Below are 25,284 nucleotides of genomic sequence, written 5' to 3'. Positions count from 1 at the left end.
GCTTATATAGCCGGTTTTTTTATGCGTCAAATTTTATACACAAAGATACATACTGTTACATTATTTGTATTGTTCATATCACACTTTATAGCTACCCTGCGCGAAAAACACTCACAAAACGTAATTATTTAATTTTATGCTTAAGGATACGACTTTCTCATGCGCAGAACTCAATCAGTATTGATTGTCGACGACAGTAGTATTATCCAACAAACAACCAAGTTAATTTTAGTTAATGGTCAATTTCAAAGCGCTAATATCTTTTGCGCCTCTAATGCATCTGAAGCAATAAAATATTGCCAACAACAAGACTTTGATATTTTATTTCTAGATTTCAACCTTGGCTTTGGTAGCACTGGCTTACAATTACTTGAACGCCTCCACCACAATGGTTTATTGCAACATTCACCACTCATTTTTATTCTTACTGCAGATGACTCCCCTGCGGTATTGATGGGTTTTTCTGAATACCAACCCGACGATTACCTCGTTAAACCTCTACGTTTAAATACTTTAAAGCAGCGCTTAGAATATAGTTTTGAACAGCGCGTGATAAATGATCATGCTTTTGAGCGTTACTTACATTCAGGTATTAGTGGGATTAAAGCTATATGTACAAAATCTAGTTCGCCGCAGAGCACTCACAGCACAATGATAACGGCAGTGGCAAAACGCTTATTTAACCAAAAAAAGCCTCACCTTGATGCCGATATAGAAGCGCTATTAACTCTAATCCAATACCAAGAACAAAGCTTACCTGCCCAGCTACTATTGGCAAAACTATGGTTACGACAACAAAAATTTCAAGCGCTTGAACCACTATTAGTGAAATTACGCCGCCTATATCCTGATCATTTAATGCTACTTGAATACAGTGCATGCCTAGCACTATTACAAAATAAAATCACTCAGGGTTATGATTTTTGGTTGCAAGCCCATAATGTTAGTAAAAATAATTTGCATCGCTTATTTGGTTTATTATGGATCGAATGTCATTTTCATAACCATAGTGCAATGCAGCAACACTTACGTGAAGCTATCTCATATCTTCGCCATTCAGTATGGGATAAGCCTTGCTACCACGCTTTTATTATTTGGCTACAACTGCAACACAGCGATAAAAAGAGCTTACCCATTGAGCGTTTATGGCGCACAATCAGTCAGCAAAAAACCATCACTAAAAATGAGCGTCCATTTATTTATTTACTGCAAGCATGGCAATATTTAGACAGCGATAACACACTTAATGCTTACAAAAGCTACATTGCTGCGCTAGATATGATCCAACAAACATCCCCAGAACATCATAGTTTTGAGTTTGATGCTATCGCCCTCTGTATTAGCAACCGCTTAGCAATGACACGTCATCAAATAACATGCTACCAACGATTACAACATAATCTCAATCAGCATAGTAATGAGCCACATTCTATTATAAAAAACATGTGGTTAGAGACAATGCAGCCGACATCAAGTAACCAGGATGACGAAAAATATCGTTATGCTCTTAGGTTAGTAAAACAAAAATATTATATTGAAGCTGGACAGGCTATTTTACAATTATGGCCTCACTATCGTTTTGATGAGGTATTAGCACGCTGTTTAGTCGAATTATCTTCACGCGGGTATGTAGACGGCGATCCACAACACCAATTATGGATAAAAGAAGCTAGATGGACCTTTGAGTCACAAGATTTTAAACCAGATTGGTATTTGAAACTAAAAGCACAATATCGCAGCCTGCAACGGCCTCTATATTAGCCCATTGATTTATTATTTTAGGTATTTTTTCATGCGTAATATAATGCTGTTGCTAACATTAATCTTTAGCCTCGCCATACATGCCTCTCCAACGAATGAAGCAACAACTAAACCTATTTTAACTGTGGGCTATACCTCGTTTAATTGGGCACCACTAGCCTTTAAAAATAACGATAAAATTATTGGCTTATTACCTTCTTTAATGGACGCTATTGCAGATAAAGCTGGCTACCAAGTCAAAAATATCGCTTACTCGAGTTTTGATGAGATGTTGTCAGCATTTAAGCGTAATGAGGTCGATCTCTTAATTGGTGTTGCGTCAACATTTGATCGCCAAAAATATATGGTCTTTAGCGATCCTATTTTAAGTACCTCATTCGCGATGATCAGTCGTTCACCACAACATACCAAGATAGCCGATCTAAATGATGTCATCGTTAGTGTTGAAAATGGCTTTGCGATAGAACAAAAAATAAAAGATCTACAAATTAAAGGCCAAATCCTCGCAATGCCATCAAGCACAGTGGCACTTAATGCCGTCGAGACGGGATTAGCGGATGTATATATTGGTAATGGTCTTATATTGCAAAATTTATATACTTTTGGCGATTTTCAGCGATCATTATATTTTTCACCGTTAACAGAACTTCCTTTTGAACGCTTATATATCACTGCAACTAAAAATAATCGTGCCATTATTGATAAAATCAACAACGCTTATAATCAACTTCCTGAATCAGCGCTAACTGAAATTTATGATAATTGGTTAACAAACACACAAAAGAAAATGTTAGGTGATCCTCATGCGCTACACCTGACCACTACAGAAACTCACTATTTACAACAGCATCAAAATATTCGTATTGGTTATCAATTTCCGATATCTAAAGAATTAAATCAAAACGATATTACTTTGCATCAACTTAACGACACTTTAGAGCATATAAAAAATAAGCTTCATTTCACGACGACTATCGTCCCTATCCGTGATTATCAAGACGCCAAACAGAAATTAGCCAATAATGAAATTGATATTATTGCCGCGATAGCAATGACAAAAAAACGCCATAGAGAACTCGCATTTACAGCTCCTTACGGCAACGATAAATGGGTCATGGTCGATCGTATTAATCATCGAAAATTAATAGGTATTAATAAGACTGATATCATTGGTGTTCTGACTTCTGGCTTTGGTGCTAGCCTTGTAAAAGAACATTATCCAACAGCCAAGATCCATCAATTTAAAACCAAACTAGATATTTTACATGCTTTAGCCAATGGCGAGATTAATTATGCGGTTATTTCACTCTCAGCAGCTCATGTGCTATTACAAAAAAACTTTTTAGGTCAATTTAAAATTGTCTCAAGCCATATCGATGATCACAATCGCAAAGTGTCGTTTGCTGTTAAAAAAGACAACTTGCCGTTACGTGATATTTTTAATAAAGCCATGGACTCTTTGCCTCCGAGCACCTTAATCGATATTCAAAAAAAGTGGCATACTGTTACTCTGAAAGCAGATGGTAATTATCATCGATTAATTACCTTCATCATCATATTTGGGTTAGTGATCAGCGCTATTATGGGGGCTATTACGGTCTGGAATCGTCGTTTAACAAATGAGATCAAGCACCGTAAAGCCGTTGAGGATAAATTAACCTATTTAACCAACAACTTTGATGGCGTATTGATTCAGCATCACCAAAAAAGTGATGATCCAATGGATATTGATATTCTGTTTATGAGTGAAAAGATTGCCGATTTCACAGGTATATCTGCGAGCAAATTTTATTTTTTTCCACATTTACTCCAAGATCGTATCGCTCAACGTGAGGATTATCAAAATCTACTTACGGCAATGCGTAATGCGGTAAAACAAGGTTATTGGCGTACAGAATTACAAATTAATACTCAAGACTCCACGAGTTCACGTTGGATTGAAGTACGCAGCCAGATAACACCAGCAGCAATAGGTTGGCAGTGGAATAGTATTTTGATTGATATCACTCAATTAAAGCACCAGCAATTAGCACTAACAACTGCTAAACAAAAATCTCAAGCGGCAACCACGGCAAAATCACGCTTTTTAGCCATGATGAGTCACGAAATTCGCACTCCAATCAGTGGGATTATTTGTTTATTAGATTTAATGAAACCTTACGCACAACAACCTGAATTGCGTCAAATTCATCAAAACTTAGCACTCTCAAGCGAAAATTTATTAAATATTGTCAATGATGTATTGGATTTTTCTAAACTTGAATCAAAAAAACTCAAGCTCGATATTCGTGAAAAAACATTAACTAAAATTGCGACTATTTTAGTTCAACCCCATGCTATTCATGCTGCACAAAAAGGGCTTGATTTTAAGTTATGGCTTGATCCTAATATCGCTCAAAGTTTACGCTTTGATAGTATGCGTCTTAAACAGGTTCTCAATAACTTACTAAATAATGCGATTAAATTTACCTCTCAAGGATCAATTTATCTAGATATTAGCCTGTTATCACAACAAGATAACCAACAGATAATTGCATTTAAAGTAACTGATACTGGAATTGGTATTTCCCCACAAGATATTAATAAGTTATTTCAACCTTTTGAGCAGATAGACCAAGACAGCGCTCGTCGTTATGACGGCACGGGATTAGGGCTATCTATTTGTCACCAATTAATCCAGCTCATGGGTGGCACTATCACGGTATCAAGTCAACTTGCTCAAGGTACAAGTTTTACCATTATACTAACGTTTGATATTTGTCAGCCGACTAAAATTAAGCCATTAAACAAACACTGTGGCTTATTAGCGATGGTGGATGATCCTATTTTGGTGAATTACTTAGCGGCTTGGCAATGTACAATTACAACATTAAACCCAACGACTAAAGAACAACTAGCAGCTGCCGTATCTACACAATGTATTGATACACTTTTTATACCTCAATCATGGGCCACTGAGCATAATATCGACCTTAATTGGATCGCAATTAACTTACCATCGGTAAATTGGATCACCATTACTTCAGCGAATGTGATGCTAACGTCAAATATTAATGCGCGTAATATTTCTCTGAGCCCATTATTACCTCAGCAACTTTACCGTGCATTAACGCAACCATTCCAACCTTATAATAATGATAGTCAATACCAATATACGTTACCTGTAACCTTAACCCGTGAGCAGGCCATTGCGAATAATCGTTATATTTTGGTCGCAGAAGATCATCCAATAAACCAACAAATACTTAAGCAGCAATTGGAACAACTTAATTATGCGGTTGATATTGTTGATAACGGAAAACAGGCTTTAATTGCGTTAGCTGACAATCACTACAATATTCTATTAACTGATTGTCATATGCCCGAAATGGACGGCTATGAGTTAGCTAAAACAATTCGAGAGCAAGAACAACAAACTGCAACTATCGCACTACCAATTATTGCTATTACAGCTAACGCCCTAACTAATACTGAGCGTTTTAAGACGATGGGATTTAGCGATTATTTAATTAAACCGCTAAAACAGCAGCAGCTAAAAGAAGTATTAGCTCAATGGTTACAGCCTGTAAACGTAACCAATAACGTCCCAAATTTAACACAAGTAGGCACTAAACAAGTAACAACATCAAATATATCAACAGCAGCTATTGCTATGATTGATATCAATGAGTTATTACCAATATTCGGTGATAACGAGCTTTGTCAGACGCTACTTCAACAATATTTAGCTTCTTGTGTTGATGATTTAACTCAACTTAACACTGCAATAGCACAACAAAACAATGATAGTATATTTATGATTAGTCATCGAATGAAAGGAGCAGCACGGATGATGGCTTTTCATCAATTAGCACAAGCTACCCATGATCTTGAGTTATGCTCGCAGCAAGTTCAAATAAATACTACCGACTTACAGCGTAACTATTTACATATTGAACAATTAATCGAACAATTATCACTGCAAATTCATAGCACATAGGATCGACATATGAATATATTATTGATTGAAGATCATGACTTTCAACGTCAAGTTCTTGCAACCCAATTAGCTCATTTGATCGATCCAAATCACGATCATATACATTGTGCTACCAATGGTATTGATGCCTTAGCGGCAATGAAAACTTATCAACCACAATTATTACTCTGTGATCTCAATATGCCACAAATGGATGGCATTAGTTTTCTCGGTCATCTTGCTGAACAGCAGTTTACTGGCGCGATTATTATTACCAGTGCTTTAGATAAAGGGGTACTCAATAGTGTCAATAAAATGTGTAAAAACTATGGTCTTAACCTATTAGGGACTTTAGTTAAACCAACTCATCTTGATCAATTAAAACAATTATTGACACTTGCGACTAATAATCTACAACCTGTAGCGATAACGCATCCATTACAACTAGACATTAAAGAACAAGATATTCTCGATGCGTTTACTGCTGGTTATCTCACACCTTACTACCAACCTATTGTAAATCTAACAACGGGTGAGTGGGTTGCCAGTGAGGCATTAATTCGCTTTATACATCCTAATCATGGCATTGTACCAGCAGTAAAATTCATTAAACATTTAGCCAATATTGGTAAAGATAGTCAGCTAGCATTACTGATTATTAACCATATCATTAGTCATCAAGATATTTTTTGCGGACGTAAAGTAGCAGTTAATATATCAGCGAAAACATTGGTCGAACGTAGTTTTATTAATAGTGTATTAGCGTTACACCATCAATATCCACAACTGCATCATTGGTTGTATTTTGAATTAACTGAATCTGAACTTTTTGAATCCGCCGGAAAGGCACTAGAAGCTGCGGCTCGGTTAGGCATGCATGGCTTTAATCTCTCAATTGACGATTTTGGCACCGGTTATTCATCACTCAAACAACTTGATATTTTACCGTTCAAGTCATTAAAGTTAGACATTGGTTTTGTCCAAGCAATGCCAACTAGCTACACCGCAAAAGTAATTATTGAAACATGCTTATTATTAGCTCAACGCCTCAAATTAACCACCATCGCTGAGGGTGTTGAGGATATTACCTTGTGGTTAAAACTGCAAAAAATGGATTGTGAATTAGCACAAGGGTATTTTATTTCACCGCCACTGCCCTTTAGTCAAATCCCAATTTGGCATACTCAATGGCAACAGCGTAGTCAACAACTGCTTAATAATTCACCGCCAAAAGATATCACTACATAAACACAAGTTGTATGAATATCAACCACAACTAAATGGTCATGTTGATTAACAATCCTGAGTTTTCGCTATATTCAGACATCGTTTTGTAATAAAATAACATGCAAATAAAACGCAGTATGCGGAGAAATAGAACAATGTCAGTAACAGGTCGTATTCACTCTTTCGAATCTTGCGGAACCGTCGATGGGCCAGGAATTCGGTTTATTGTATTCCTGCAAGGTTGCTTAATGCGCTGCAAATACTGTCACAACCGTGATACATGGGATACCCATGATGGTCGTGAAGCTACCGTTGAAGAATTAATGCATGAAGCGAGATCATACCGTCACTTCATGAATGCTTCTGGTGGCGGTGTTACCGCTTCTGGTGGCGAAGCTATGCTACAACCAGAATTTGTCCGCGATTTCTTCCGTGCTGCACAAGCAGAAGGTATCCATACTTGCCTTGATACTAATGGCTACATTCGTAAACATACTGATGTGGTTGATGAAGTATTGGACGCAACGGATCTGGTCATGCTTGATCTTAAACAAATGGATGATGCCATCCACCAAGATCTCGTTGGTGTTGCTAATAAACGTGTGCTTGATTTTGCACGCTACCTACACCAACGTGGTCAAAAAACCTGGATTCGTTATGTCGTCGTCCCAGGCTATACAGATGATGAACATTCAGCACACTTGTTGGGTGAATTCATTAAAGACATGGACAATATCGAAAAAATTGAGCTGCTGCCCTACCACCAGCTTGGTGAACATAAATGGGAAGCACTTGGCTTTGAATACCCACTAAAAGGGGTTCAACCACCAAAGAAAGAAACCATGGAAAAAATTAAAGACATTCTTGCTAGTTATGGCAAGAAAGTAATGTATTAGTATTTAATCATTAGCTGATTATTACAAATACAAAAAGAGCGGCTTATCTTTACCTTTAAGGAAATAAGATAAGTCGCTCTTTTCTGTTTAATACTTAAATAAAAACCGTTTATTTATCGGGACAGCGGTAAAATAACAACAAGAAAAGAAATTAACGCCACCATAATAAATAATGAAATAGGTAAGGTGTATTGCCACTTCGTTACAGGTTCTTGTTCTTGCATAATCACTTCCTTTACTAAATTTACACCCTAATTGATCAGGGTCATTTTTTTATGTACTATCTACTTTAAAGGCAGAGCAAAAAACAACCAACAACTAATATTGAAATAATACATTCCATTATCGTAAAAAAATAAAAACATCCTCTCTTTATTTATTCTTACGTGGCAATAAACTCTTAAAAAGTCCAAAAAACCATAAAATGATACTTATTCATGATAAAATTATGATATAAACAAAAAGCAAACGTTTGCGCTAATGAAAAAGCATCGATCTACCTTTATAATAGCGCCCAATACCAGTATTCGTATTATTCTCTCTGCCTATGAGGAAATTAGCACTCATGAAAAGCGACATCGAAATTTGCCGTGCAACGCTACTCACTCCCATTGATCGCATTGCCTTAAATGCCGGCATTGAAGCACAAGATCTTACGCCTCAAGGCAGCTTAAAAGCAAAAGTTAAACCCGCTATTTTAAAACGCTTACTCAATAAGCCCGAAGGTAAACTCATACTGGTAACGGCAATTACTCCCACCCCTCTGGGTGAAGGTAAAACAGTAACAACTATTGGCTTAGCACAAGGCCTAGCTAAGATTGAACGTTCAGTATTTGCTTGTATCCGTCAACCATCAATGGGACCAGTATTTGGCGTTAAAGGTGGCGCAGCCGGTGGTGGTTATAGCCAAGTAGCACCAATGGAAAAGCTCAACTTGCACTTAACCGGTGACATTCATGCGGTCACTGCTGCCCACAATCTTGCAGCAGCAGCACTAGATGCACGTCTCTATCATGAAGCACGCTTAGGTTATGATGCTTTTAATGCGCATACCGGCTTACCAGCACTACGAATTGATATTAATAATATTAGCTGGAAGCGTGTTATGGACCATAATGATCGTGCGCTACGTATGATCACTGTCGGTCAAAATGAACCAGGAAAAACCATTAATGGACTTGAGCGTCATGATGGATTTGATATTTCAGCCGCTTCTGAATTAATGGCTATTTTAGCTCTAGCGACTGATTTAGCGGATATGCGCCAACGAATCGGTAAAATCGTCGTGGCCTATAACCTCGATGGCGAACCGGTTACCACAGAAGATCTGCAAGTAGCTGGTGCAATGGCGGTCACCATGTGTGAAGCAATTGAACCAACATTAATGCAAACCTTAGAGGGTGTGCCAACCCTTATTCATGCGGGACCATTTGCAAATATTGCCCACGGTAATTCATCAATCATTGCTGATAAAATTGCACTTAAATTAAGTGAGTTTACCGTTACTGAAGGCGGTTTTGGCTCAGATATGGGGTTTGAAAAAGCCTGTAATATAAAAGCACAACAAGCACAACGTGGGCCTGATTGTGCTGTGGTGGTTGCCACCCTACGCGGCCTCAAAGCTAATTCAGGACTTTATGACTTACGACCAGGGCAACCCTTACCCGACACTATTTTTGAACCAGATACTAAAGCGTTACTTGCTGGCTTTGAAAATTTACGTTGGCATATCAATAATGCAGCCAAATATGGAGTACCTGTTGTGGTTGCGATTAACCGTTTTCCACAAGATACCGATCAAGAACTTGAACAGCTAAAACAATTAATTTTAGACTCCACCTTCAATGTGCATGTTGATGTTGCCTTAAGTGAAGCATTTGCAAAAGGAGGCAATGGTGCGATTGAACTTGCCCATGCCGTCGTTAATGCTTGTAAAACGCCCGCTAACTTCAAACCGCTTTACACGTTAGATCAAACGATTGAAGAGAAATTAATGGCGGTTGCTGAAGTCGGTTATGGTGCTAAAAATATTGAACTTTCACCTTTAGCAACCCAACAATTAGCCCAATTAAAAGCACAAGGTTTTAATAATTTAGCTATCTGTATGGCAAAAACGCCATTATCGATTACGACCGAGCCACATATTAAAGGGGCGCCAACGGATTTTACCGTTCCAGTTAGAGAGTTAAAACTGTGCGCAGGTGCTGGCTTTATCTATGCATTATGCGGCAATGTTATGACCATGCCTGGCTTACCTGAAAAACCAGCATTTATGAATCTTGATCTTGATGCTGATGGTAATATCATCGGTCTGAGTTAACCTCTTAACATCAGCAATTACAGTATCAGTAGCGTTTATTTGCTACTGATACTATTTGATATATCCGCTACTGCCATTCACATTATAATGAACTTATAAGACCACAAAAAATAGTTTTCAATTAAAATCAAGAAGATAAAATTTTCACCAACATATCAAACAGATAACATCCATTAACAAAAAATAATCCTATTCGTGGTGTCAGATCATTTTATTTTACACCCAACCTGCTAATCTCAGCTTCATAACAACTATTCCTTGCATTCACTACAGCGACACAATAAACACTGAGTGAAAGCAATCTATAAAAAATTTGAGGTTTACCAGCTATGGAAATGACTAACGCTCAACGTCTAATTCTATCAAATCAATACTACATCATGGCAAAACTTACGCCTGAAAATTCTGAAAAGTACCGCCGCCTACAAATGATTGTAGAGCGTGGCTATTGTTTACAAATGCGTGAACTTGATAAAGATTTTGGCGAAGTATCAGAAGACGAATGTAAACAAGTCATTGAAATAATGGAAATGTACCATGCACTACAAGAATCATTCAATTTAGAAGACTGTCGTTGTGATGGCGCAAAAGATATTGATCAACGTCGCCTACAATTCTTAGGCTTCGATGTTAGCACTGAAGCTAAATTAGTAAATTACGTTCGCTTCCTGACCAATGATGAAGGCCTATACCCACAGTTTCCTAAAAATGAACATCAATTTAATAGCCACGTACCGATGCTTGAAAAGTATCTACGAATGCTAAATATTTGGCGCGCATGCCCACGTCACTATCATTTATCATGTAGTGAAATCCAACGAATTATTACGGCATAGTTTTAATCTGCTGCGCAATAAAACCGAGTGAATATACTCGGTTTTATTTCATTACTCTTATTATCATCTAATAAAAACAAACACCAAAATCGCAACCATTAAGTTACGTTATAGTAACTTAACAACCACGCATTAATATATAGTCTTTGTTTTGTTATAAAAACCGTTAGTGATCACTTCAATCACTACGTATAATCATTTCACTTCTTCGCTCTTAATTAGCGACCAAATAGCGTCACTTTTTATTAGCAAATGCCATTATAAATGGAATGAAAAATAACAATGTTTCGTTGCGTAAAAAATAATACTATCGGTAATCGTCTGACCTCAGCCATTATCTTAATGGCATTTTTAACTATCAGTGTCAGTGTTATTGCGGCATTAACATGGCAAAAACTTAGCCAGCAAATAGGGACGATTGCCAATGACAATATGCCAACCTTACGTGCTAGCTATCGCTTAGAGCGAAGTACTGCAGAATTACAAGCAGCGCTAACCGCATTAGATATAAATATTAACCCGCTAAAACACAAAGCCATTAAGAAAAATATTGCTTCTATTTTAACGGATATTCATCAATCAATAGATAATATCTCGAGTTTATATTACTACCCCAAAATAAAATCAGGTCAACAGCTATTAGTGGCAAACATTGATAGTTATATCGCCTTATTACAACAACGAAATACGCATCAATTTGCTCTCAAACAAACAGAAAATACGATTAAGTGGCTTCATCAAGATTTAATTGATGAGTTACAACCATTGCGACTGGAGATTGAATGGCAAATGGTGAGACTACTGAATAATCCTCAGCAATCACCGCTTAAACACGATACTAATATCAAAAATGTTATGACTGAATTTTCAGTTATTCAAGCTATTACGGTTAATGAAAATGAATTACATCAACTTATTGAAGATATTATTCAACACCGCCAGCATAATGATATTAATACAGCCTTTGATACAATTGGTCAGAAAATAGTTCAACTCAATAAAATTAGTAAGCAACTAAATAATTATCCATCGACAATTACCTATCGCCAATTACAGCAAGAATTTACTCACTTAGTTGCTCCTAATGGTAAGCTTCAAAAATTATTAATCCAAGACAATATAAATAATATAAACATCAATAAAGCACAGAGTAATATTCGGAATCAACTAACACAGCAAGAAAATATAATTCAAACCTTAGTTAATCATGCCGATAATGCTTTAGCTAAACTCAATGGTGAAACACGACACTCAATTTGGATCAGTAATTTAGTTTTATTTGGAGTGGTCTTTATTACCATTATCCTTAGTATTATTTTATCTATTTATGTCGTCGGACGTGGTGTGGTCAAACGCTTAAATCTACTTGGTAAAGATTTACAAGCTATTGCTAGTGGCGATCTTAATGCTCATATACAAACAACAGGTATTGATGAGATTGGTATTTTAGGTGACAATTTACGCTATTTTTGTCAACAAATGCAAGAAATTCAAAATTCAAATGCACTGAATCTAATCAATAATACTCAAGCTAGCATAATTACTTGCGATCTCAATGGCGCCGTGGAATCTGTTAATCCTCAAGCATTAACGCAATTAAACTTCTGTAATGTCACCAAAAAGCATCAAGTTTGGGATTTATTTAATAATTCAGTCATAACAAAATTAAAGCATTTGTTCACTATCAATGGGCCATTAATGATCAATGGCGCATACAATATGACAGTTAAATTAGTCACCAAGCACAATCAAAGTTTATATTTACGGCTAGATTTTCGTACTTTTACTCAAGGTAATGATGGCAAAGTTATTATTACTATGACGGATATTACCGAGCAAGAAAATACTGCACGCTGGTTAGAAAATACCGTTGCTGAAAAAACGCAATCATTAACGATTAGAAATCAGCAGCTGCGGGATGAAATAGAAGATCGTAAACGGATTGAAGGTGACTTGATCGAAACTCAAGATGAATTAATTCAAGCTGCAAAAATGGCGGTTGTTGGTCAGACTATGACATCACTTGCACACGAACTTAATCAACCTTTATCTGCGATTTCTACGCGGATCTTCAGCGCCAAACTTGCACTTGATCACAAAAAATACGAAAATCTACCCGAAAATCTGACAAAAATTGACGATCTTGTTACTCGAATGAGTAAACTAATCATAAGCTTTAGAAACTTTGCTAAAAAACAATCAGCAACCAAGCCATTAAGCAAAGTTGATATTCAAGATTCAATCAAACAAGCATTAACATTGGTTGAAAGTCGTGCCAAAGTTCAAAAAATAACAATGGTAAACACAATTTACCAGTCACTGTATGCACTTGCCGATCAAGTTCAGTTAGAACAGATTTTGGTAAACTTATTGGTCAATAGTTGTGATGCTGTTGCTCATTGTGAACAACGTAAAATAGAAATTATTCAACTAGATAGTCCATCGGATAAAATCCGTTTGGCTGTCTATGATAGTGGTGATGGTTTTGATGCCAGCATCATAGAAAAATTATTCATTCCCTTTACCACCACTAAAGACGTTGGGTTAGGCCTTGGGTTAAGTATTTGTGGTTCAATTATGACGCGACTAAAGGGTGAAATCTTCCTTGCCTCTAGCTTATCAGGTGGAGCAATGGTCGTACTGGAGTTAAATAAATATGATAAGTGATGATATTGAAGTACTGATTGTGGATGACGATCATGATGTTGTCGAAGCCTATCAAGAACTACTTGAAATAGCTGGATTTAAAGCAAAAGCCGTAACTGATTCAACCTTAGTATTGGGAATGCTAAAACGTAATTGGCCAGGCGTTATTGTCTCTGATATGTACATGCCAGGTTTAGATGGTATGGAACTATTGGCTAAAATCCAACAGTTTGATCATGAGCTACCAGTAATTATTATTACTGGTCATGGTGATATTCCAATGGCTGTTGGAGCGCTTAAAAAAGGTGCCGTCGACTTTTTGCAAAAGCCATTACAGCCAAAAGAACTGATTACGCTACTTGAGAAATATTTACCTCAACGTCGACAAATCATTGAGCAACGCAACACATTACACACCACCACTGCGGAAGTATTATTGGGAGAAAGCCCATTAATTATTAAAATTCGTGACCAATTAAAAACCATCGCTCTAACAACCAAAGATGTTTTAATTGAAGGTGAAAGTGGTACCGGTCGGCATACTGTAGCGAAATTACTTCATCAAAATAGCCAATTAAGTAATGGTCCTTTTGTTGAAGTCAATGCGGCGAATATTACCCGTACCCCAGATTTACAACGCAGCATGATTTCAGCTCGTAGTGGATGTTTATGTTTATGTAACCCACACCACATGCCGATTGAAACCCAACAATGGTTATGTCGTTTTTTACTTGAACAAGAGCGCCAAGGTAAAAAGGAAGTACGAGTGATCGCTTTATTTGATGGCGACCCGACTGAATCTGTTGAGACCGAACAATTTTTACCTGAATTATTCTACTTTTTAAGTCAAGTACGGTTTAATTTACCAACATTGCGTCAGCGTAGTAGTGATATAACGTTGATATTTAAACACTATATTAAGCAAAGTTGTAAAAAGCTCAATAAAGCAATCCCTGCGATTGATAAAGCCTACCTCGCTATTTTGAATCGTTATGAATGGCCAGGAAATGTATTAGAGCTTAAAAACGTTGCTGAATTGTATGCCATCGGCATCGTCAAGCTAGCAGGGCAAGAGCGATCTAAACCTTTAGATCAAATGAGTAGCCCACTTGATGATCTGGTTGATGGCTATGAAAAACAAGTAATTGAAGATGCATTATATTTGTTTTCTGGTCGCATCAATGAAGTGTCATCATACTTACAAATACCGCGTAAAAAGCTGTATTTGAGAATGAAAAAACACGGACTCGATAAAGCTGAATATAAAGTACGCACTACGAGTTAAGAATATATAACATCGCAAGCCTTCAGTGATGAAGGCTTGATTTTATTATCCTCAAAATCTGTTAGCGACAACCGCTAATAACCATTACACTCTACGGCTGTTTTTCAGCTTTGGTCTATATTACATGTCTTATCAATGCCCTTTATGTCACCTGCCACTTACTATGGACGCTAACAGCACATCATATCGCTGTAGTAATAATCACCAGTTTGATCAGGCCAAAGAAGGCTATGTAAACCTGATGCCAGCCCATCATAAAAGTTCGAAAAATCCAGGTGATAATAAAGAAATGATGCAAGCGCGACGCTTGTTTCTTAATACTGACCATTACCAACCATTGCGTGATGCAGTTATGGCACAGTTACGTCAGCACTTACCTCAGGATGCCACTCAACTGCTTGATATCGGTTGTGGTGAAGGGTATTACACTTCCGAGTTTGTACAATTACGCCAGCAATTTCCTGAGATCACTGTCCACGGTTTAGATATTTCAAAAATTGCAGTTAAGTATGCCGCTAAACGCTACCATGATTGTGATTTCTGTGTCGCATCGAGTCACCGCTTACCGTTTGCTGATCACTTTTTTGATGGTGTCGTTCGTATTTATGCACCCTGTAAAGGTGAAGAATTATATCGCGCGATAAAATCCGGTGGCATCTTAGTTGCAGTAACACCTGCCCCACGTCATTTATATCAGCTTAAAGAATTGATCTATGATGGTGTCAACTTACATGATGTTCCAGTAGAAAATATTGATGGTTTTGAGTTAGTGACTGATGAACAGCTGCACTATGACATGACATTAAGTGGTGAAGAAGCAACTGCATTAATGCAAATGACTCCTTTTGCATGGAAAACCTCAGATCAAGTTTGGCAACAACTTACTCAAACTCAAAACTTTGACTGTGAAGCTGATTTTGCTATTCGTGTCTATCGCCGTCAGTAAGTTATTTTAAAACAAATTATCCCACAGCACAGATAAGATTGATTATCATTTACTGTTGATAATCAATCTCGTTACATTTATTATTTATCATTTCTTCTTTTCGGTATAATAATAATGAAGTCATTGATTTATGTTGGTCTAGCGAGTTTACTGGTTGGCTGTGTATCTCCACCACAAGCAAACATTCCCTCACCAGCCACTAGCCCCGCAGCAACAATGTATGATTACACCATCGCTACTCCTCAAGGCGAACCTCTTTCTATTTCCCAATTAGCACAAGCCTTACAGCAAGCCGATATTGTTTTAGTCGGTGAATGGCATAGCCACCCTGCTGCCCACCTTTTGCAAGCTCAATTAATGGCGGCACTTTACCAACAAAACCCACATTTAACGTTATCGATGGAACAATTTACCCGCGATAAGCAAACCGTCATTAATCGCTACTTGGCTGGCGAAATCGGTGAAAAAACCTTAGTCAAAGAAGCGAATGCATGGCCAAATTACGACAGTGATTATCGCCCATTAGTCGAATTTGCTAAACACAATCACTTAGATGTTCTCGCCGCCAATGCACCGAAATCGATTGTGCGTTGTGTTGGTCGTCAAGGGGCGGATTATCTTGATAAACTACCGACTAATGAGCGGTTATGGGTCGCACGTTCATTAACATTAACCCTTGACGATTATCAGCAAACATTTATCGCCTCAATGCACCATGGCAATGAAGCACAAACAAAACGTCAGTTTGCAGCCCAAACGACTTGGGATGACACTATGGCTGAAACAATGGTCGACTATTTAAAACAGCATCCTCAGCAACAAATCATCCATGTTGCTGGACGGTTTCATACTGCGGAAGGACTTGGTACAGCGTCACGCATCAAAGCCCGTAACCCCAAGCTGAAAGTGATGATGGTAACTCCAATTTCAGATCAAGTATCACTACATGCTGGCGCACAAGATTTCACCGTAAAGATGCAGCCACTGCCACAACGGTATGTACAAAAAGATAAAATGATGGCGGCAATGAAGGCCATGGGACAAAGAAATAGTGATTTGAAATGTTACAAATAACGCAATAATTCGAAATTATTAACGCTAGAAAGAGGAGAACCCCATCGGCGGCCAAGCAGTTGGGGTTCTTAGAGAGATAACAGCTATACCTCTAGTTGCCAAGTAATTATACCTCAACAACCTGTTTATTGCCTGAATAGCTAACTAGTATTGAGGAAATAACCCCTTTCAATACCGATAAAGAATAACGTTACTGCTATGCTATAACGCTTTTTTACTACCCAGATATAGATAAGACCACAGTTGCTATAATTAGTTGCAAAAAAGAGTCTGATAACTGAATATTTTTTTATCGCATCAATTTCAGCCTTACCCCATCGCTACCCACGACAATTTGCAGTAAAATAAATACAGAGCTCTTTTCTTTGAGCCAAATTAATTAGGAAAACAATGAAAAAAACATTTGCTTTAACTCATCCCAAAAAAGCGGCTGCTCGTGTTGTGGAATCAATTAAACACGATGTGAAGAAATACATCCGTCGTGAGCGTAACAAAACACTACCTGCTGGTACTGATTTTTGGGATTTTGATTGCAAGTTTGGTCATACCGAGCAAGAAGCAAAAGTTATTCACGTAAAAGAAATCAACAAGTACATTGATGAAGCTGAAAAGCTAGAACTACCATCATTATACTTAGAGATCCTGGCAAAGCCTGCAACACGTGCATCACGTCCAGATTTTGATTTCGACGAAGAATAATCGCTCATTAGCCATTGTTTAATGTGCTATTAAGAACCAAACAAAAAAGAGTCGTATTATCGACTCTTTTTTATTACCTCAAAAACACCATTAACCACCTAAAACCAACGATCTAATGCATGCCTATCTAATTGCTTAAATGCGCGATTTAATACATCAGCTAATTCTTGATAGCGCGGCTGAGATTTCTTAGGCTGCATCGCATGGCCTTCACTGACTATCTTTTGATAAATTTCGCTATACCACTTTGCTAATGATGGCGGCAACGTCGTTTGGCTACGCTTACCTAACCACCACAAGCCTTGCAGTGGCATCGATATTGCCAGTAACGCAATCGCAATCGCTTGCGGCATCGCATCATAATTATGAAATGCCATTTGAGTCAGAATACTGATCGCAGCGACTGCGGGCATCACTTTAGTCGCAAATTGGGTGGCCTTAATATACCGTTGCTCTGGGAACACAGCCGCTAGCTCTTTACGCATAGGCCATGTCGTCATGTAATGCTGACCATTCTGAAAGTGTTTCCACATTGTATGTTGAGCCATAATGCACCACTCATCAAAAAAAATTATAACATTTAAAAAAAATACACAACAAACTTGATTCAAATTAAAAATTTCTAAAAATCTTTTTGTTATATTGCGTAACAATCGGTTATTCTAGGCAAGCCTAAATGTAATTGTTGCCGTTAATGACCTTAACTGCAAGCTAGGCTCTGTCAAGGATGACCCAGAATTAGAGGTAACTCAATTCTATTTCTCAGGAAAGAGCGTGATTTTCTCCTCTAGTAAGACGATCAATAAAAACTCGTCTATTCTAGGGGTACTTTTTTATTCAAAAATGAATATCAACTTTCAGACAGATTATAGGTAGTCACTCTCATGTCTAAGCTGGTTTTAGTTCTAAACTGCGGTAGTTCATCTCTTAAGTTCGCAATCATTGATCCAGTATCAGGTGAAGAACATCTTTCAGGTCTAGCAGAATGTCTAGGTCTTCCTGAAGCTCGTATCAAGTGGAAACTTGATGGTAAGCACGAAGCTCAACTAGGTGACGGCGCTGCTCATGAAGAAGCTCTAGCATTCATGGTTGACACTATTCTTGCTTCTAAGCCAGAGCTTAAAGAAGCACTAGGTGCAATCGGTCACCGTATCGTTCATGGTGGCGAGCAGTTCTCTGCATCAGCACTTATTGATGATGTTGTACTTCAAGGTATCGTTGATGCGTCTGATTTCGCACCACTGCATAACCCTGCACACGTTATCGGTATCGAAGCAGCTAAGCACAACTTTGCTGGTCTGAAAAACGTTGCAGTATTTGACACAGCTTTCCATCAGACAATGCCTGAAGAAGCGTTCTTATATGCAATTCCTTACCGTCTATACAAAGAAAACGGTATCCGTCGTTACGGCGCACACGGTACTTCTCACCGTTTCATCGCTCGTGAAACAGCGATCCTTCTAGACAAGCCTCTTGATGAACTAAACATCATCAACTGTCACCTAGGTAACGGCGCATCTGTATGTGCAATCAAAGGCGGTAAATCTGTAGATATCTCTATGGGTCTTACTCCTCTTGAAGGTCTAGTAATGGGCACTCGTTGTGGTGACCTTGACCCAGCTGTTATGTTCCACCTACACGATCGTCTAGGTATGAGCGTTGCTGAAATCAACACTATGTTCACTAAAGAGTCTGGCCTACTAGGTCTTACTGGTGTGACTTCTGACTGTCGTTTCGTTGAAGAAAACTACGGCACTAAAGAAGAAGCTACACGTGCAATGGACGTATTCTGTCACCGTCTAGCTAAGTATGTTGCAAGCTACGCAGCAACAATGGAAGGCCGTCTAGATGCAATCGTATTCACTGGTGGTATCGGTGAAAACTCTGCACCAATCCGTGAGATGGTTCTTAACCGTCTAGCTATCTTCGGTATCGAAGTAGACAACGAAGCAAACCTTAAAGCACGTTTCGGCGGCGAAGGTGTTATCACTACTGCAAACAGCCGCATTCCTGCAATGGTTGTTTCAACTAACGAAGAATTAGTAATCGCAGAAGACACAGCGCTTCTAGCTGAGATCTAATCTTACGATTTATAAAACGGCTGGCCTTTTAGTCAGCCGTTTCTCCATGACATTTTGTCATATTTTACTGTGGTGCTGCTCTATGATTATTCTGCTTTAAGCAATTAAAGTCGAATTGTTATTGAACAGTGCTGTATCGATTCAATAGTTAGAGGAATCTATAGTGTCTCGTACTATTATGCTTATCCCAGTTGGCGCTGGTGTTGGTCTAACAAGTGTTAGTCTTGGTGTACTTCGTGCAATGGAGCGCAAAGGCGTTCGTGTTTCTTTCTTCAAGCCAATCGCTCAACCACGTCATGGTGACGATCAACCTGATTTAACAACCACGATCATTCGTGCAAATAGCACCATGGAATTGGCTGATCCATTCTCAATGGCAAGCGCTGAAGAATTGATCCGTAACGATAAAACTGACGTTCTACTTGAAGATATCGTTGCTCGTTTCAAGGCAGCAACAGCTAACGCTGAAGTGGCTCTTATTGAAGGTCTCGTACCAACACGTAAGCACCCATTTGCTAACCAGATCAACTACGAAATTGCTAAAACATTAGATGCAGAAATCGTATTTGTTGTTTCTCCTGGTACAGATAACCCAGCACAACTTAAAGAGCGTATCGAAGTAGCATGTTCTAACTTCGGCGGTATTAAGAACAAGCAAATCTCTGGCGTTATTGTTAACAAACTAAACGCACCAGTTGATGCTGAAGGTCGTACTCGTCCAGATCTTTCTGAGATCTTTGACGATGTTGAAGGCACTGTTCCTTCAAATGTTGAAATCATGCAAGTGTTCAACTCTAGCCCTATTCGTGTACTTGGTTGTGCACCTTGGAGCGCAGAGTTAATCGCTACACGTGCAACTGATATTGCTCAGCACCTAAACGCTGAAATCATCAACGCTGGTGACATCGAAACTCGTCGTATTAAGAGCATCACTTTCTGTGCACGCTCTATCCCTAATATGGTTGAGCACTTCCGTCCAGGTTCATTATTAGTAACTTCAGCTGACCGTCCAGACGTTATTGTTGCTGCATGTCTTGCTGCAATGAACGGCGTTGAAATCGGTGCACTATTACTGACTGGTGGTTACGATCTACCTAAACCAGTAATGGATCTATGTGAGCGTGCATTCGCAACTGGCCTACCTGTAATGACTGCGCTAGGTAACACTTGGCAGACATCGCTTAATCTACAGAGCTTCACGCTAGAAGTACCTGCAGATGATAAAGAGCGCGTAGAGCTAGTTAACGAGTACATGGCAAGCCACATCGATGGTAACTGGATTGAGTCTCTATCTGAAGGTTCAACTCGTGAGCGTCGTCTAAGCCCACCAGCATTCCGTTACCAGTTAACTGAACTTGCTCGTAAAGCTGCTAAGCGTATCGTTCTTCCTGAAGGTGATGAGCCACGTACAGTTAAAGCTGCGGCTATCTGTGCTGAGCGCGGTATCGCTGAATGTGTGCTTCTAGGTAACCCAGAACAAATCCGTCGTGTTGCAGAGCAACAAGGTGTGGTTCTAGGTGCTGGCGTAACGATTATCAACTCTGATGAAGTACGTGAGAACTATGTTGCTCGTTTAGTTGAGCTTCGTGGCGCAAAAGGTATGACTGATGTTGTAGCACGTGAGAAACTACAAGATTCAGTATTCCTTGGCACAATGATGCTTGAGAATGGCGAAGTTGACGGTCTTGTTTCAGGTGCGGTTCACACCACAGCGAACACTATCGTTCCTCCATTCCAAATCATCAAGACTGCACCTGATGCGTCTATCGTATCTTCTGTATTCTTCATGCTACTACCTGACCAAGTATTGGTTTACGGTGACTGTGCGATCAACCCAGATCCAACAGCTGAGCAACTTGCTGAAATCGCTATCCAATCTGCAGATTCTGCAAAAGCATTTGGTATCGAACCACGCGTAGCAATGATCTCTTACTCTACTGGTACTTCTGGTAAAGGCGCAGACGTTGATAAAGTACGTGAAGCAACTAAACTTGCTCAAGAGAAGCGTCCAGATCTAATCATCGACGGTCCTCTACAGTACGATGCCGCTATCATGGAAAACGTTGCAGCTTCTAAAGCACCAAACTCTCCAGTAGCTGGTAAAGCAACTGTGTTTGTATTCCCAGACCTAAACACTGGTAACACAACGTACAAAGCAGTACAACGTTCTGCAGATCTAGTATCTATCGGTCCAATGCTTCAAGGCATGCGTAAGCCAGTTAACGACCTTTCTCGTGGCGCACTAGTAGACGATATCGTTTACACAGTTGCACTTACTGCGATTCAGGCTGAACAAGCTAACGCTAAGTAAGTTATTGCTTACTTAACCGTTCTAACGCCCCAGCACGAAAATTTTGTGCTGGGGCGTTTTTTATTGCTGGCAACTGCTAATTTAAGCCTTTATGCTAATTGTCTACTTTATGGTTAAGGACAACCACATAGCATGGATGCACTCAATACATTAGGGCTTTTTGTTGGCTCTTTAATTGCAAATACTCTCGCCTCGCTCTCTGGTGGTGGTGCAGGATTAATCCAATTTCCACTACTTATTTTTCTCGGCCTTCCCTTTAGTATTGCCCTCGCAACCCATAAAATAGCCAGCGTTGCCTTAGGCATTGGTGCCACCGTTAACCATATTCGTAATGGCAACTTGGCATGGAAACTCACCCTTTATGTCATTGTCGTTGGTACATTTGGCGTCATACTTGGGGCTAACCTCATCCTTTTGATTCCGGTTAAATTTGCCGAAGCTGCATTAGGCGCACTGATCATTAGTCTTGGTATTTATTCAGTTACCAGCAAAGACCTTGGGCAAATATCAGCCCCACAACACCGTAATAGCATTGGGTTTATAATTGGCGCAATTGCCTTATTTATCATCGGTATTATCAACGGTTCACTGACTGCTGGCAGTGGTTTATTTGTGACCTTATTCTTAGTGCGCTGGTTTGGGTGCGACTACAAACAAGCGGTTGCTATAACACTCGTCAGTGTCGGCTTATGCTGGAATGCTATCGGGGCCGTAGCTATCTACCAAGCAGGCGCAACAATTTACTGGCCATGGCTACCGGTGTTATTAATCGGCTCATTATGCGGTGGTTATCTCGGCGCGCATCTTGCCCATCAACGCAGTAATCAATTAATTAAACGTTGCTTTGAAGCCTTAACCTTTGTGATTGGCTTTAAATTATTACTCGATCTTTAATAACCGCCATTAGCTCAAGCAGGAATAATCATGAATAAAGCCACTATTGATATTTATTATTGTCGCCAGTGTAATTGGATGCTGCGAGCAACATGGATGACCCAAGAATTACTCCATACTTTTAGCGAAGAAATTACCACCATTAGTCTTCATCCAGACACTGGGGGGCGATTTGAAATCCACTGTAATGGTCAGCTTATTTGGGAACGCAAACGCGATGGTGGTTTTCCTGATACGAAACAACTTAAACAAGGTATTCGCGATGTGATTGATCCTGAGCGAGATTTAGGCCATATCGATAGATAACGGTTACCAACAAAAAAGCACATATTCGAATTATCGAGCATGCGCTTTTTTAGCTATTAGTGACACTCTAGCTCAGTACTGTCTGCGCTAAAACTTCATCATCAAAACTTACAACAGCTAAATCATTACCATCAAGCAAACCATAACTCGCAGGTAAACCATTACGTGGGATCGCGACTGAACCAGGATTAAACACATAGTAATCCCCTTTTAGCTCAGCGACAGGAATATGGGTATGCCCCGAGACAATCACATCACCCGCCATTAACTGAGGATGCTTATCGGCATTGTAAATGTGACCATGGGTTAAAAACAATCGGCGTCCATCGGCTAACATTACCAAGTTATAATCAGCCATCATCGGAAAATCCAACAGCATTTGATCAACTTCACTGTCGCAATTACCTCGTACTGCTGTAATGCAAGCAGCATATTGATTAAGTAATTCAGCGACTTTAATCGGATCATAACCGTCAGGTAACGCATTTCGTGGGCCATGATTAAGAATATCACCAAGTAAAATAAGATACTTAGCGCCACTTTTTTCAAAAGCCGCAATTGCTTTCTCGGCGCTGGCTAAGCTACCGTGAATATCTGATGCAAAAAATAATTTCATTATTAAGCCCAGCCCAAATCATAAATATATCGACTCAGTCTACGTGAGCATTTACCAAAAAACCATGCTCGTTCCTAATAGAACATCACAATATCTCTGTCCATGCTATCGTATTAATCCACATCATTTATACTGTGAAGTAACAATCATAGGAGAGCATTATCTTTGACTCTTACTTGCTTCCCTACCACGTTAATTTAAGATGATAGACTAATAGCATAAGGGAGTAGCTCGATGAATATCTTAGTGACAGGCGCAACAGGACTGATTGGCAAAGCATTACTGCCACATTTAAATCACGATGCAATTACGGTACTTAGCCGTAACCCAACGCGCGCCTATCAAAGCTTGGGTCATCATATTCATGCTATTGATTCACTTGATAATCTCGAAAACTTAGATCAATTTGATGTGGTAATTAATCTCGCTGGCGAACCAATTATGGGCAAACGTTGGAGTGATAACCAAAAAAGTATCATTCAACATAGCCGCTGGGATCTCACTCAACAATTGGTTGATAAAATAAATAATGGCACCAATCCTCCCCACACTTTCATCAGTGGTTCTGCTGTTGGCATTTATGGTGATAATCAAGATAAGTCGATTGATGAAACAACCCCGATTACGGTTAACGATAATGATTTTTCCCAACAAGTCTGTTTACGCTGGGAGCAAATAGCCTTACAAGCGCAATCAACTCAAACTCGAGTATGTATTCTAAGAACTGGTATAGTACTAACAAAACAAGGTGGCGCATTAGCAAAAATGCTGTTGCCTTACCAACTAGGGCTTGGCGGAAAAATCGGCGCAGGTAACCAATATTTTCCTTGGATCCACCTCCACGATATGATCAAAGGCATTTTATTTGTGCTCAATCATGCTGACGCACAAGGGGTGTTTAACTTTACAGCACCTAACCCTGTGACCAATAAAGCCTTTAGCCAAACACTCGCGACTACCCTTAAAAGACCGCACTTTTTATGTACCCCTGCATGGGTATTAAAATTAGGGTTAGGGGAATCATCACAACTATTACTTGATAGCCAACGAGCATTGCCAAATAAGCTTCTGGCCGAAGGGTTTCATTTTAGCTTCCCAAGTATTGAGCAAGCATTGAAACAAACCTTGTGTGATTGATTAAATATGTTAGTACAAGCAAAGTAGGACTGATTAACAGCCCTATCGAGTAATAAATCTATAATAAATTCATCAAATATTAGGCCTAAAGATCTTGCCATAATTGCTTTCAACCAATAACATGCATAACAAATACAACATTTGAGTTTATTATGTTAGATCTAACCAATCCTACCGTTATTAAATCCCTTATATTTTTAAGTATTGAATCTATCGTTTTGATTTTAATGGTATCACTACCTATTTTATTAACATCAGCACTAATTATTAAAAATATTCGATCTTTTTTAA

Annotated in this window: 18 protein-coding genes; 16 read left to right on the top strand and 2 right to left on the bottom strand. The window is 38.9% G+C overall.

Going from position 1 to position 25,284, the window contains the following annotated elements:
• Window positions 1-159: 159 nt before the first annotated feature.
• The 11 genes from PPBDW_RS04225 to PPBDW_RS04175 all read left to right on the top strand — a co-directional run bounded on the left by PPBDW_RS04225 (window position 160) and on the right by PPBDW_RS04175 (window position 17,648).
• The gene (locus tag PPBDW_RS04225) at window positions 160-1,761 is read left to right on the top strand and encodes a response regulator (RefSeq protein WP_036793584.1); all 1,602 of its coding nucleotides are present in this window, start codon (window positions 160-162) and stop codon (window positions 1,759-1,761) included.
• Window positions 1,762-1,792: 31 nt separating this feature from the next.
• Entirely contained in the window at window positions 1,793-5,740 is a 3,948-nt protein-coding gene (locus PPBDW_RS04220) for a transporter substrate-binding domain-containing protein (RefSeq protein ID WP_036793582.1), read from the top strand.
• A gap of 9 nt (window positions 5,741-5,749) precedes the next feature.
• Window positions 5,750-6,967, top strand: a complete 1,218-nt coding sequence (locus PPBDW_RS04215) for an EAL domain-containing response regulator (RefSeq protein ID WP_036793580.1) — start codon at window positions 5,750-5,752, stop codon at window positions 6,965-6,967.
• A 134-nt stretch (window positions 6,968-7,101) separates the two neighbouring features.
• On the top strand, window positions 7,102-7,842 hold the full coding sequence (pflA, locus tag PPBDW_RS04210; RefSeq protein WP_036793578.1) for a pyruvate formate lyase 1-activating protein: 741 nt from the start codon (window positions 7,102-7,104) through the stop codon (window positions 7,840-7,842).
• Window positions 7,843-8,407: 565 nt separating this feature from the next.
• Window positions 8,408-10,162 carry a formate--tetrahydrofolate ligase gene (locus PPBDW_RS04205; RefSeq protein ID WP_036793576.1) on the top strand — a complete coding sequence of 585 codons (1,755 nt, stop codon included), beginning with the start codon at window positions 8,408-8,410 and terminating at the stop codon, window positions 10,160-10,162.
• A 329-nt stretch (window positions 10,163-10,491) separates the two neighbouring features.
• Entirely contained in the window at window positions 10,492-10,998 is a 507-nt protein-coding gene (locus tag PPBDW_RS04200; protein ID WP_036793574.1) for a YfbU family protein, read from the top strand.
• Between the two features lie 282 nt (window positions 10,999-11,280).
• Window positions 11,281-13,665: an ATP-binding protein gene (locus PPBDW_RS04195; RefSeq protein ID WP_036793572.1), complete on the top strand. Its 2,385-nt coding sequence runs from the start codon at window positions 11,281-11,283 to the stop codon at window positions 13,663-13,665.
• Entirely contained in the window at window positions 13,655-14,929 is a 1,275-nt protein-coding gene (locus PPBDW_RS04190; protein WP_036793570.1) for a sigma-54-dependent transcriptional regulator, read from the top strand. Before PPBDW_RS04195 ends, PPBDW_RS04190 begins: the two co-directional genes overlap by 11 nt.
• 124 nt (window positions 14,930-15,053) lie before the next feature.
• The gene (rlmA, locus tag PPBDW_RS04185) at window positions 15,054-15,875 is read left to right on the top strand and encodes a 23S rRNA (guanine(745)-N(1))-methyltransferase (RefSeq protein ID WP_036793569.1); all 822 of its coding nucleotides are present in this window, start codon (window positions 15,054-15,056) and stop codon (window positions 15,873-15,875) included.
• Window positions 15,876-15,989: 114 nt separating this feature from the next.
• Window positions 15,990-16,949 (top strand): ChaN family lipoprotein, encoded by a 960-nt coding sequence (locus PPBDW_RS04180; RefSeq protein WP_036793567.1) that lies wholly within the window; start codon window positions 15,990-15,992, stop codon window positions 16,947-16,949.
• 390 nt (window positions 16,950-17,339) lie between these two features.
• A complete protein-coding gene (locus tag PPBDW_RS04175) occupies window positions 17,340-17,648 on the top strand; it encodes a DUF6172 family protein (protein ID WP_036793565.1) in 309 nt (102 codons plus the stop codon).
• A 98-nt stretch (window positions 17,649-17,746) separates the two neighbouring features.
• On the opposite strand, the gene yfbV is transcribed toward PPBDW_RS04175, so the two are convergent.
• The gene (gene yfbV, locus PPBDW_RS04170; RefSeq protein ID WP_036793563.1) at window positions 17,747-18,196 is read right to left on the bottom strand and encodes a terminus macrodomain insulation protein YfbV; all 450 of its coding nucleotides are present in this window, start codon (window positions 18,194-18,196) and stop codon (window positions 17,747-17,749) included.
• A 336-nt stretch (window positions 18,197-18,532) separates the two neighbouring features.
• On the opposite strand from yfbV, the gene PPBDW_RS04165 reads away from it, so the two are divergent.
• The 4 genes from PPBDW_RS04165 to PPBDW_RS04150 all read left to right on the top strand — a co-directional run bounded on the left by PPBDW_RS04165 (window position 18,533) and on the right by PPBDW_RS04150 (window position 23,240).
• Window positions 18,533-19,729 (top strand): acetate kinase, encoded by a 1,197-nt coding sequence (locus PPBDW_RS04165; protein WP_036793561.1) that lies wholly within the window; start codon window positions 18,533-18,535, stop codon window positions 19,727-19,729.
• A gap of 178 nt (window positions 19,730-19,907) precedes the next feature.
• A complete protein-coding gene (gene pta, locus PPBDW_RS04160; protein WP_036796255.1) occupies window positions 19,908-22,040 on the top strand; it encodes a phosphate acetyltransferase in 2,133 nt (710 codons plus the stop codon).
• Between the two features lie 132 nt (window positions 22,041-22,172).
• Window positions 22,173-22,934, top strand: a complete 762-nt coding sequence (locus PPBDW_RS04155) for a sulfite exporter TauE/SafE family protein (protein WP_036793559.1) — start codon at window positions 22,173-22,175, stop codon at window positions 22,932-22,934.
• A 30-nt stretch (window positions 22,935-22,964) separates the two neighbouring features.
• Window positions 22,965-23,240, top strand: coding sequence for an Rdx family protein (locus PPBDW_RS04150; RefSeq protein WP_036793557.1), 276 nt, complete (start codon window positions 22,965-22,967; stop codon window positions 23,238-23,240).
• 67 nt (window positions 23,241-23,307) lie between these two features.
• Here the strand turns inward: PPBDW_RS04150 and yfcE are convergent, their stop codons facing one another.
• Window positions 23,308-23,856 carry a phosphodiesterase gene (gene yfcE / locus PPBDW_RS04145; RefSeq protein ID WP_036793555.1) on the bottom strand — a complete coding sequence of 183 codons (549 nt, stop codon included), beginning with the start codon at window positions 23,854-23,856 and terminating at the stop codon, window positions 23,308-23,310.
• Between the two features lie 234 nt (window positions 23,857-24,090).
• Here yfcE and PPBDW_RS04140 point away from each other — a divergent pair, with 234 nt between their 5' ends.
• The gene (locus PPBDW_RS04140; RefSeq protein ID WP_036793553.1) at window positions 24,091-24,993 is read left to right on the top strand and encodes a TIGR01777 family oxidoreductase; all 903 of its coding nucleotides are present in this window, start codon (window positions 24,091-24,093) and stop codon (window positions 24,991-24,993) included.
• Window positions 24,994-25,284: the final 291 nt, after the last annotated feature.

Source organism: Photobacterium kishitanii (genome assembly GCF_000613045.3).
Taxonomy (GTDB): Bacteria; Pseudomonadota; Gammaproteobacteria; order Enterobacterales; family Vibrionaceae; genus Photobacterium; species Photobacterium kishitanii.
The sequence above is the reverse complement of the archived record's forward strand: the minus strand, read 5'-3'. Positions and strand labels throughout refer to the sequence as shown.